A 12,379-nucleotide genomic window follows, 5' to 3' on the forward strand; every position below is an offset into this window, starting at 1 on the left:
ATTGCTGGGGGCGGTGAGCGGGCTGTAGAGTCCGCTCCCGCCCCTTTCTTTTGCGAGGCCCGCCCTTCATGGATCAGTCGAACCTCCGTCGACCCGCTGAGCGTGTCGCTTCCGACCGGCCCTTCGCCGAGGTCGAGGCTTCACTCGAGAAGGCTGGCCGCGTCGAGGACCTCATCCGTCTCTACGAGGGACGCGCACGAGAGACTCCGAACGCCGAGGCGGTTCGGGTGCTGGTGCGCGCCGGACAGCTTGCCTACGAGCGGCTGCGCAACCCTGGCCGCTCCGAGGAGTTGCTGCGGCGCGCGCTGCTGATCGCCGAGGACCCGCGGCCGGTGCTGCGCGGGCTGAAGACCGTCTACGAGGCGCGCCAGGACATGGTCGGGCTCGTGGACGTGCTGGAGCGGCTCGGCGGCCTGAGCCACGGTGACGAGGCCGCGGCCTTCTTCATGAAGGCGGCCAACCTCCACGAGCAGAAGCTGTTCCGGAGGGATCGCGCGGTGCTGTGCCTGCAGCGGGCCGCGCGTGCGAAGCCGGAGCGCGCCACCTTCAAGCGCGCCCGTCAGCTCCTGATGTCCGAGGAGCGCTTCCAGCCCGTCTTCGAGTCGCTGGAGCGGGAGCGTGGTGCGCTCGGTGGCGAGGGCATGGTGGAGGAGTACGCCGCCTTCGCCGAGCGGCTGGTGGAGGATCCCACCGAGCACGTGCTCGCGCAGCAGGCGCTGGCCGTCGTGCGGGAGCTGGAGCCACAGAATGCCCGGGCGGAGAAGGCCACGCAGACGTTGCAGCGCTTCGAGCAGGCGTGGCGCGAGCGCGCGCGCATGCTGCGCGGCATGTCCCTGGAGGAGCGCGATCGCAAGAGCGCGGCGCGGCTGTCCCTCCTGGTGGCCAAGCTGCATGCCTGGTACGAGCCGGCCGCCGCGGACAAGGTGAAGGAGGCGCTGGACCGCTGCTTCCTGCTGTGGCCCGGCATGCCCGAGGCCCTCAACCTCATCGAGCGCGTGGCCGAGCGCAACGGTGACTTCGGGCCGGCGCAGAGCTGGTTCGAGACGATGGCGGGCGAGGCGCGCGAGCGCAACGCCCAGGTGGACCTGTGGCTGCGGCTGGGCACGCTGCGCCTCACCCGGCTCAACGACGTGGCCGGGGCGCTCGCCGCCTTCGAGAAGGCCACCAGCGTGGATCCGGCGCGCGCGGACGTGGCGAGCCTCGGCGCTGAGTTGATGCTCGAGCAGGGCCGGGCGGCGGATGCCCTCGCCCTGCTGGAGCGCTACCTCGGCACGGTGAAGGATCGCGTGACGCAGGTGGCCCTGCGGCTGCGGTTGGCGGACCTCTGCCTGCATCAGAAGGATGGAGACGCGGCGCGCGCGCACCTCGAGGCCGCGCTCAAGCTGGACCCGGCCAACGCGCTCGCGGCCTTCCAGCTGGCCCGTCTCCTGGCGGAGGAAGAGAACTTCGAGGCGATGGAGCCGCTGCTGGATCTGGCGCTGCTCGCTCCCCGTCCGCGCGCCGAGCGCGTGGCCTTCTGCGAGGGACTCGCGCTCCTCTACGAGGAGGCGGACAACGCGCGCGGTGCCTTCGAGGTGCTCGCCCGGGCCCTGGCACTGGAGCCCGGCCGTCCCATGCTGCTGGACTCCGTGATGGAGCAGGCGGGCAAGGCCCACGCGGAGCCCGCGCTGGCGGTGGCGCTGCGCCGGGCGGCCGTGGTCGCGCCTCCCGAGTCGGCCCTCTCGCTCTGGCGGCACCTCGCGCAGCTGCTCCAGGGCACGCTGGCGGATCCAGCGGGGGCCGAGGCGGCCTGGCGGGAGGTGCTCGCGCGTGCTCCGGGCGACAACGCCGCGCAGGAAGCGGTGAAGGCGCTCCGGGCCGCCGCCGCGCTCGCGGATGACCCGAAGGCACGTCTGGAGGCGGAGATCTCCCGGCGCGAGGCCACCGGCGTGGCTCCGTCCGAGCTGGAGCCGATGGTGCGCGAGCTGGTGAAGCTCTCTCCGGAGGATCCGGGCCCCGTGCGGCGCCTGCAGGCGGTGTGTGTCGCGCTGTCGAAGTTCGAGGAGGCCGCGGCGCTGGCCGGCAAGCTGGCGAAGCTGGCCGAGACGCAGGTGGAGCGCAGCGACTGGGCGGCTCGCCAGGCCCGTCTGTACGCCGAGCGCCTGAACCGTCCGCAGGACGCGGTGGGCATCTTCCTCCAGCTGCTCGCGGAGAACGTCGCCACGGGCGTGGTGCTGGGCGGGCTCGAGCGGCTCTCGGCGGCCGGTGTGCGCACGGCGGAGATCTCCGAGGCGCTGGCCGGCCACTACGGCCGCGCGGGCGACCACCAGCGTCAGGTGTCCGCACTGCTGCAGCAGCTCGAGGCCACGAAGGATGTGGCGCTGCGGCAGCGGCTGGCCGGCCAGATCGCCAACATCCAGGAGAAGCAGCTGGCCGATGGCCGGGCCGCCTTCGACCTGCGCGTGAAGGCCCTGCGCGAGGCTCCCGCGGACGAGGTGAACCGCGCGGAGGCGTCGCGTCTGGCGCATGACCTGTCCTCCCACGCCGAGCTGGTGCGCGTGCTGCGGGCGCTGGCCACCGAGGCGGAGGCGCCCGCGCTCGCGGTGCAGCTGCTCTCCGAGGCGGCGACGCTGGCCGAGCAGTCCGGAGCGCTCCCGGAGGCCATCGGCTCTCTGGAGACGGCGCTGCAGCGGCAGCCCGAGTCTCCCGACGTGCTCGGCCGGCTGATCACCCTGTACGGCAAGGCGGGGCGCGCGGCGGACGCGGATGCCCTGCTGCGCAAGCGGATCGCCACGGCCACGAAGGCGGAGAAGATCGAGTTGCAGATGCAGCTCGTGGAGCTCAACGCCGGGCTGGGCCGGCCGCAGCAGGCCGCCGAGGCCCTCCAGGCCGCCATCCACTCCGGCGCGGACGAGGTGCGTCACCTGCCTCGCCTGGCCGAGCTGTACGAGAAGGCCGGACGCAACCGGGAGCTGGGCGAGGTGCTCGCGCGGCAGATCGCGCTCGCGGAGGACGCGGGTGACCTGGATCGCGTGGCGCGCCTGACGCTCAAGCGCTCGCAGGTGCTGCAGGACTCGTCGGGCGACCGCACCGACGTGGTGCGCAGCTTCGCGGACATCCTCCGCCAGCGCCCCTCCGACGTGGACGCCCGTGCCGCGCTCGAGGGGATGCTCGGCTCCGGCAACGCCCGCGAGGAGGCGGCGCGTGCCCTCATTCCCGCCTACGAGGCCACGAAGGACCACCGCAAGCTGGTGGCCGCGCTGGACGTGCTCGCCGAGGTGGCGCGGGATGATGCGTCCCGGGTGCTGGTGCTCCGTCAGGCCGCGCAGGTGCACCTGACGCAGCTGCGCCAGCCGGAACTGGCCTTCGCCTCGCTCGCCCGGGCCCTGCGCCTGGCGCCGGGGGACATGCCCCTGCGCGCCGCCGCTCGCCAGGCCGCCGAGGACGCGGACTCGCTGGACGCCTACGCGGAAATCATCATCGAGCTGACGGAGGAGGGCAGCGTGGGTCCCGCCCGGGCGGGGCTGCTGCGCGAGCTGGCCGAGGTCCAGGAGAAGAAGCTCGACGATCGCGACGCCGCGCTGAAGTCGCTCCGGGCCCTGCTGGCGCTGGAGCCGGGCAATCTCGACTGCTTGCGCTCGTTGCAGCGCCTGCACCGCGCGGGTGAGGAGTGGGCCGCGCTCGCCGAGGTGCTGGAGAAGCTCGCCGCCGCCGCGCCCGAGGTGGCCGAGCAGCTCGCGTACCTGCGCGAGGCCGCCCTGCTGCACGAGTCGAAGCTGAGCGACAAGGAGAGCGCCGCCGCCGCCTGGCGCGCCATCGCCGAGCGGGATCCGCTCCAGCGCGAGGCCGCCGTGGCGCTGGACCGGCTCTACGCGGAGCCGGGCCGTGAGAAGGATCTGGCGTGGGCGCTCGGCCTGCGGCGCACGCAGGAGGGACAGAGCCCGCAGGGCCGCGAGGTCTCCTTCCGCCTCGCCGAGTTGAAGCGCACGCGGCTGGATGACCCCAACGGCGCGCTCCAGCTCTACCAGGGCATCCTCTCCGAGGATCCGGGCCACCCCGGTGCCCGTTCCGCGCTCGAGGAGTGGGTGAAGGCCGCCGTGCCGATGAGCGCGGGGGCGCTGGAGGTGCTCGATCCCGTGCTCGCGCGGCTGGGCGATCACCAGCGCCGCGTGGCCCTGCGCGAGGCGCGCATGGCCTCCGCCCTCAGCGCGGAGAAGGTGCAGCTCGCCGCGGACATCCGCCGCATCTACGAGCAGGACATGCAGCAGCCGTCGCTCGCCTTCATGGCGGCGGTGAAGGCCTTCTCCCAGGGCCTGGATCGCGAGGGCCAGCAGCCGGAGCTGGAGCGGCTCGCGCGCGAGACGGGCTCCTTCGAGATGCTCGCCGAGCTGTACGAAGAGGCCGCCCTGGATCTGCCCACGGGTGACCCCTCGGGGCTCGGCCTGCTGCGCCGGTCCGCGGAGCTGCGCGAGCAGCTCGGACAGACGGAGGAGTCCGCCAGCGTCTGGAAGAAGATCCTCCAGGACGCGCCGCAGGATCGGCAGGCGCTCGAGGCCCTCTCGCGGCTGTACGAGCGGGGACAGAACGCCAAGAGCCTCTCCGAGGTCTACGCCGCCCAGTCGGCGCTGGTGACGGACCCCGAGGCCCGGCGCGCCTTGCTGGTGAAGTCCGGCGAGGCCTACGCGGCCGCGGGTGATGACGCCAAGGCCATCGAGGCGTGGCGCTCGGCGCTGGCCATCCGCAGGGCGGCCGACGGACTGCTCGCGCTGGACAAGCTGTTCGCCAAGACGCGGCGCTTCGCGGAGCAGGCGGACGTGTTGGATCTGCTCGCCGAGCAGGCCACGGACGCCGAGTCCCGCCGCGGCTTCATCCTGCGCCGGGCCCAGTTGTTGGAGAAGGAGGGCAACCACGCCGAGGCGCTGACCGCGTATCGCGACCTGCTGGCGCTGACTCCGGGAGATCCGCAGTCCGTCGCGGGTCTGGAGCGCATGCTCCAGGTCGATGCGCAGCGGGTGGAGGCGGCGCGGCTGTTGGAGCCCGTCTACCGCGGGCTCAACGACACCCGGAAGCTGGTGGAGGTGCTGGAGCTGCTCCTGCCCGTCACGTCGCCCGCGCGGAAGCTGGAGCGCATCCAGGAGATCGCCACCCTGCGCGAGGCGCTGGGCCAGACGTCGCTCGCCTTCGCCGCGCGCCTGCGTGCCTTCAACGAGGCCCCGCAGGGTGACGGCGTGCGTGATGACCTGGAGCGGCTCGCCGCCGACTCCGGCTCCTTCGAGGAGGTGGCGGCGGCGTACGAGGATCAGCTCGAGCGCGGAGCCACCGAGCCCCTGGCGGGCGACCTGTGGCGGCGGCTCGCGGGCATCTACGACGGCCGCCTGAAGCGTTACGACCTGGCGGTGCGTGCGCTGGAGGAGGTCAGCCGGCGGGATCCGCAGAACAAGCAGGTGCTGGAATCCATCGCCCGCGTGCACCGGCGCACCGGTGCCAACCGCGAGCTGGCGCTGGCCATGCGCCGGCAGGTGGCGGCCGAGCCGTCCGTGCCCGCGCAGGTGAACCTGCTCTTCGAGCTGGCCCACCTCGCCGAGGAGACGCTCTCCGACAAGGCGCTCGCGGCGCAGACGTACCGGGACGTCCTCGAGCGCCGGCCCGAGGACGCCAACGCGCTCAAGTTGCTGGGCCGCGTGCTGACGCAGATGGAGCGCTGGCCGGAGCTGGCGCAGCACATCGAGCGGGAGATCCAGCTCGCCGACGCGCGCAAGGCCCAGGAAGAGGGCAGCGAGCTGCGCGTGCGCCTGGGCCGCCTGAAGGTCAGCCGCCTGGATGATCCGCGCGGGGCGCTGGAGCTGTACCAGGAAGTGCTCCGCCGCCGCGAGGGACACCCCGGTGCGGTGGGCGCGCTGGAAGAGATGGCGCGCTCGGAGAGCCCGCTGCGTGGCCAGGCGGCACTGGCGCTCGAGCCGGTGTTCGCGTCGGTGGGTGACCACCTCAAGCAGGTGCAGATGCTGGAGTCGCGCGTCTCCGCCGAGCCGGTGCCCCAGGAGCGCGCGGCGCTGATGCGCCGCATCGCGGAGACGTACGCGGGCCCGCTGGACAACGCGGAGATGGCCTTCCTGTCCGCCACGCGTGCGCTGCGGGACGCGGCGGATGATGCCCGCACGCTGGAGTTGTGCCTCTCGCTGGTGGACAAGGCGGGAGCGGCTGAGGAGTTCGCGGCCGTCCTCTCGGAGATTGCCCCACGGGCGGGTGACTCGGCCCGTGCGGAGCTGTACCGGGCCCTGGCCCGGCTGCAGGCCCGCCTGGGCGAGGACGACGAGGCGCTGGCCTCGTGGCGCCGGGTGCTGACGCTGCGGCCCACGGACACGGACGCCCTCGACAGCGTGGCGCGGCTGGTGGCCGATACGGGTACGCCGCAGGAGTTGCTGGAGGTGCTGCGCCGCCAGCTCGCGAGCGCCGAGGAGCCGGCCCGCCGTGCGTCGGTGCTGCTGCAGATCGCCGTGCTCCAGGAGGAGAAGCTGCAGGACGGGCTGGGCGCACTGGCCACCTTGCGGCGCCTGCTGGACGTGAAGCAGGACGACGCCGCCGCGCTCACGCGGATGGACGCCCTGTGCCAGAAGCTGGAGCGCTGGCCGGAGATGGCGGACGTGCTGGCCCGCCGCATCGCGCTCGTGACGCCCGAGGAGGGGCTGGAGCTGCGCTTCCGCCTCGCGGTGCTGCGCGAGACGAAGCTGCTGGACAAGGCGGGGGCGCTGGCGCTCTACGGCGAGGTGCTCTCGCTGCAGCCCAACCATGCCGGAGCGGTGGGCCGGCTGGAGGCGCTGGTGAACCGCGAGCCGCAGAACCTGCTCGCGGTGGAGACGCTGCTGCGCGCCTTCCGGGCGAGCGGGGACGTGGGGCGGCTCGCGTCGGTCATCGAGACGCGGGTGGGCGTGTCGCCGGACGCGTTCGAGCGCAAGTCGCTGCTGAGCGAGCTGGCCACGCTGCGCGAGAGCCAGGGAGAGCCGGAGCTCACCTTCCTGGCGCTCTTCCGCGCCTTCAAGGAGGACCCGAACGACGGCGAGCTGCGGAAGCGGCTGGAGAGCGCCACGGACGCGGCCGGCTCGTACGACGAGCTGGTGGTGGCCTACGAGGAGTCGCTGCCGCGCGTGGCCGAGGCCCAGGACGCCTCGGACATGTGCCTCAAGCTGGGCCATCTGTTCGAGGCGCGTCTGCAGGAGCCCGAGCGCGCCGTCGTCTACTACGAGCGCGCGCGCACGCTGAACCCGGCGGCACAGCAGAAGGCGCTGGCCGCGCTGGATCGGCTGTACGTGGCGCTGGAGGCGTGGCCGGAGCTGTCCAACGTCCTGGAGGCGCTGGCCTCCACGGCGGAGGAGAAGGCGGACAAGGTCGGCTTCCTCTTCCGTTTGGGCCAGCTGGTCCAGGAGAAGCTGGACGGCATGGATCGCGCGGCCTCCGCGTTCGAGCAGGTGATGGCGCTGGAGCCGGGGCACCTGGCCTCGGCGCGGCTGCTGGAGACCATCTACGACTCGGCCGGCGCGCACGACAAGCTGTACAACATCCTCAAGCTGCAGTCCGAGCGCGTCACCGGCCCGGAGCGTGAGCGGGTCCTCACGCGCATGGCGCAGGTGTCCTCCGAGGGCCTGGAGGATCTGGACCGCTCCATCGAGCTGTACCGCGAGCTGCTGGCGAAGAATGCCCGTAACGAGCAGGCGTTCACCGCGCTGGAGGCCCTCCTCGAGAAGTCCGGACGGCACGAGGAGCTGCGGACGCTGCTGGCGGACCGCCTGTCGCAGACGTTGGATCCGCGCGAGGTGGTGCGGCTCAACGAGCGGTTGGGCCGGGTGCTGTACCGGCTGTTGAAGCAGCCCGAGGCGGCGGTGAGCTACCTCAAGGCCGCGCTGGACCGCGACGCGCGGCACCGGGGCGTGCTGGACACGCTGCGCGAGCTGTACGAGGAGACGGGGCAGGCGGAGGAGCTGGTGGGCATCCTGCGGCGGCTCGTCCCGCTGCAGGAGTCGGCCGAGGGCGTGAAGGCGCTGCGCCTGCGGCTGGCCGAGGTGCTCTCGGGCATGGGCCGCCGCGAGGAGGCCCTGGACGCGGCTCGCCGCGCGCTGGAGGTGGAGCCCCACGCGGTGGCGGACCTGGAGCGCGTGCATGCGCTCTTCGTCTCGCTGCGCGCGTACAACGACGCGGTGCGTGCGCTCGAGCTGAAGGTGCAGGTGCACCAGCAGGCCGAGGAGCGTGAGCAGGCGGTGGCCGCGTGGTTCGCGGTGGCGGACCTGTGGACGGGCGCGGGCAACAAGCCCGAGCTGGCCGGCGGCGCGCTGGAGAAGGTGTTGGAGCTGGATCCGGCCAACCCCACCGCGTACGCGCGCGTCTGCGAGCTGTACCGGACGCTCAACGACTGGCGTGCCTACGCGCAGGTGGTGGATCGCTACCTGCCGCACCTCGTCACGGAAGAGGAGAAGCTGGCCACCCTCAGGGAGTTGGCGAGGGTGCAGGAGCAGCGGCTCGGCCAGAAGGACGTGGCCTTCCTGGCGCTCTGCCGCGCGCTGCAGATCGACGCGTCGGACGACACGCTGCGCGAGGAAGTGGAGCGGCTCGCCGACGAGACGGGCTCGCACGAGGAGCTCGCCGCCGTCTACGAGGAGGTGGCGGATGCCCTGCCGCGTGGCCCGCTCGCCGAGCGGATGTACGCCACGCTGTCGCGCGTCCATGACCTGAAGCTGAACGATCCGCAGGCGGCCGAGGCGGCGCTGCGGAAGATCCTCGAGTTCGACCCGACGAACGCCACGGCGCTCGATGGGCTCGCGGGGATGTTCCAGCGCCGGGGCCGTGAGCGCGAGTACGTGGTCGCGCTGGAGCAGAAGCTCGAGGCCGCCGGCTCCATCGAGGCGCGCAAGGGTATCCTCCGGGAGATCGCCCGCGTCTTCGAGGAGCAGGGAGACCCCGACGAGGCCGCGAGCGCGCTGCTGCGCTCGTTGGACCTGGAGCCGGACGCGGAGACGCTCGGGGTGCTCACCGAGCTGTACCGCCGCCAGAAGGCGTGGCGCGAGGTGGCCTCCACGCTGCTCCGGGCGCGAGACCTGGCGGCGACGGTGGAGGAGCGGGCGCGCATCCAGGTGGAGGTGGCGAACGTCTACGAGCGCGACATCGGCGACGACGAGGCGGCGGTGGTCGCCTTCCGGCAGGCGCTCGAGTTCGAGCCGTACAACCTTCATGCGCTGGAATCGCTGGAGCGGCTGCACACGAAGCTGGATCAACCGGCGGAGCTGCTCGCCATCTACGAGCGCATGCTCGAGGTGGTCAGCGACTACCGCGAGCGCGTGCGGGTGATGTTCCGCTGCGCGAGCATCTGGGAGGACAAGTACCAGAACCCGGCCAACGCGGACGCCTTCATCGAGGGCGTGCTGGCGATCGATCCGCAGAACCTGCAGGCCATCAAGACGCTCATCCGCCTGCGGCGCACGCAGGCGCGGTGGGAGGACCTGGTCGTCGCCTACGAGCGGCAGCTGCAGCTGGCCACGTCCACGCAGGAGCAGGCCGAGCTGTACGTGGAGATCGGCAACGTCTACCACCAGCAGCTCAAGCAGGTGGACCGGGCGGTGAACACGTACCACCACGCCTTGGGGATGGATCCCGGCTGCCGGCCCGCGCTGCATGCGCTCGGCAAGTTGTACGAGCGCAGCGGCAACTGGCCCTACGCCCTGGAGATGCTGCAGCAGGAGGCGCAGCTGGCGGGCGCCGCTCCCGACGCGGTGGAGCTGTACTACCGCATGGGCAAGATGAACGAGGACATGCTGATGGACACGGGGAGCGCCCGTACGGCCTATCAGAACGCCCTCTCCATCGACCCGGGCCACCTGCCCAGCATCCGCGCCCTCAAGGGCATCCAGGAGCAGGAGAAGGACTGGGGCGGCTACGAGCAGACGCTGCTCCAGGAGGCGCAGCAGACCGAGGACGCGGATGCCAAGGCGCGCTCGCTGCTCGAGGTGGCGCGCTACAACGCCGAGACGAAGGGGGATCCGGAGACGGCCACGGCCTACTACGAGGAGACCCTCAAGTACGCCCCGGACAGCCTGGAGGCGGCGCGTCCGCTCTCGGACGTCTACAGCGCGCGCGAGGACTGGGTGGCCGCCGAGCAGATGCTCGACATCGTCGTGCGCAAGATGGCGGAGAAGGCCATCGCGGAGAAGGACCAGGCGGTCGCCGCGGAGCTGTGCCGGCAGCTGTACCGGCTGGGCTACGTGGCGGACAAGCTGGGCAACCGCGACAAGGCGCTCGCTTCCTACAAGAAGGCGTACGACCTCGACGCCACCTTCCTGCCGGTGCTCGAGGGCTACGGCCACCTGCTCGTGCAGCACGCGAAGCGCTACGAGGATGCACTGCGCATCTTCCAGACCATCCTCATCCACCATCGGGAAGAGCTCACCGACATGGAGGTGGTGGAGGTCTACTGGCAGCTCGGCGACATCCACGCGAAGTTGAACCAGGCGGATCGCGCGCAGAACCACTTCGAGAAGGCGTTGGCCGTGGACCCCAGCCACGAGGCGTCCCTGCGTGCGCTGGTGGCCCTGATGGACCAGGGCGCCCGCTGGGAGCGGGCCGCCGAGCTCCGCCAGCAGCTCGCCCAGGTGCTGGAAGGGGAGGCGAAGGTCCGGGTCTTCCTGGAGTTGGGCCAGATCGCGCGCGAGAAGCTGAAGGATTCGTACCAGGCCATCGACGCGTACACCGGCGCGCTCAAGATCATGCCGGAGTCGCTCGAGGTGCTGGACGCGCTCTACGTGTTGCTGCGTGAGACGCGCCAGGGCCAGAAGGCCGCGGACATGCTGGATCGGATGCTGCGGCTGCCCGCGCTCAACGCCGAGCCCAACAAGGCCAAGCGGGTGTGGTTCGCGCTCGGCGAGCTGCGCCGGGACGAGCTGCGCGACGTGGACGGCGCGGCCGTGGCCTTCAACACGGCGCTGGACCTGGACCACCGCTTCATCGAGGCCTTCAGCGCCCTCGAGGCGATGCTGGGCGGCGCGGGCAAGTGGAAGGCCCTGGAGGAGAACTACGCGAAGATGCTCGGGCGCATGCCGAAGACGCCCGACACGCACGGCGCGCGCATGGGGCTGTGGCGGGCGCTGGGTGACCTCTACCGCCAGGTGCTGCGGAACCAGGAGGGCGCGGTGGCGGCCTACGGCGTCGTCGCCAAGGGCCTGCCGGACGACGCGCAGGCGCAGGAGATCTACGCCGAACTGGCCGCGGCCTCTCCGGGCAAGGAGGACGAGGCTGTCGCCGCGCTCCGCCGTGCCCTGCCCAACACGACCGACCCGCGCAAGGTCGTCGCGCAGCTGGTGCGTCTGTCCGCGGTGCGCAAGGACTACGACGGTGCCTGGATGGCCGCGCAGGCGGCGGCGGGGCTGCTCGGCGAGGCGGGGGATGACGAGAAGGAGATCCTCACCAAGCTCGGGCCCTACGCGAAGCGCAAGGAAGTGGCCCAGCGGCCGCTGTCCGACCAGATGTGGCTGACGCACCTGCTGCACCCGAAGCTGCGGGGGCCGCTCACCGAGCTGATGGGGCTGCTCTTCGTGCAGGTGGGCCACCTGTACGCGGTGCCCCACCAGAACTACCAGATCGTCCCGAAGAAGCACCGGATCGACCTGGCGAGCGCGCAGGAGTACCACGTGCAGCACTACCGGTACGTGGCGCGCCTGTTCGGCCTGGACGCGGTGGAGCTGTACTCGCCGCACCTGGTGGTCCGCCGCGAGAACATGGCGAAGCGCTCCAACGATCCGGCGCCGGATCCGCTCGTCAACGTGGAGGTGCTGCAGACGCACCCGGCCTGCGTGCGCGCGGGTGGGCGCTTCTTCGCGGAGCAGGGGCAGCGCGAGGCGTACTACCTGCTGGGGCGGACGCTCGCCCTGGTGCGTCCGGAGCTGGCCATGAGCCAGCGGCTGGTCCCGGAGCGGCTCGAGGCCGTGGTGCAGGCCGCGCTGAGCCTGGTGGTGCCCAATCTGCGCTTCACGGTGGACCCGCGGATGGTGGACGCCGAGCGCCGGGTGCTGGAGAAGGCCTTCAGCGAGCCGGGCCGCGCGGCCCTGGCCAAGGTGGCGCGTGTCTACCTGCCCACGGCCACGCCGGCGGATGTGCGCCAGTACCTCGAGGGCGCGGAGCTGACGGCCGCGCGTGCCGGCCTCTTCGCGGCGGGCGAGTGCGAGCCCGTCAAGCGCATGGTGATGGGGGAGACCGGCTCGGCCTTCCGGGTCTCTCCGAAGGCGAAGTTGAAGGAGCTGCTGCTGTTCGCCACGTCCGACGAGCTCCGCGAGCTGCGTGTCGCGGTAGGTACGGACGTGGAGGTGCAGGTGAGGAAGTAGATGAGCGGCTCGAAGGAGCGTGAGATCCAAAAGGGGGTCTCACG

The 12,379-nt window shown here is 72.0% G+C and carries 1 protein-coding gene; it reads left to right on the forward strand.

Annotated features, from left to right (window positions below):
• Positions 1–68 precede the first annotated feature (68 nt).
• On the forward strand, positions 69–12,335 hold the full coding sequence (locus Q664_RS03405) for a tetratricopeptide repeat protein (protein ID WP_043389797.1): 12,267 nt from the start codon (positions 69–71) through the stop codon (positions 12,333–12,335).
• The last annotated feature ends 44 nt before the right edge of the window (positions 12,336–12,379 follow it).

This window comes from Archangium violaceum Cb vi76 (assembly GCF_000733295.1).
Lineage (GTDB): Bacteria > Myxococcota > Myxococcia > Myxococcales > Myxococcaceae > Archangium > Archangium violaceum.

What these genes read in the sequence shown, in the direction of transcription:
- Q664_RS03405 (WP_043389797.1), top strand. Translation starts at nt 69, where the DNA reads ATGGATCAGTCGAACCTCCGTCGACCCGCTGAGCGTGTCGCTTCCGAC.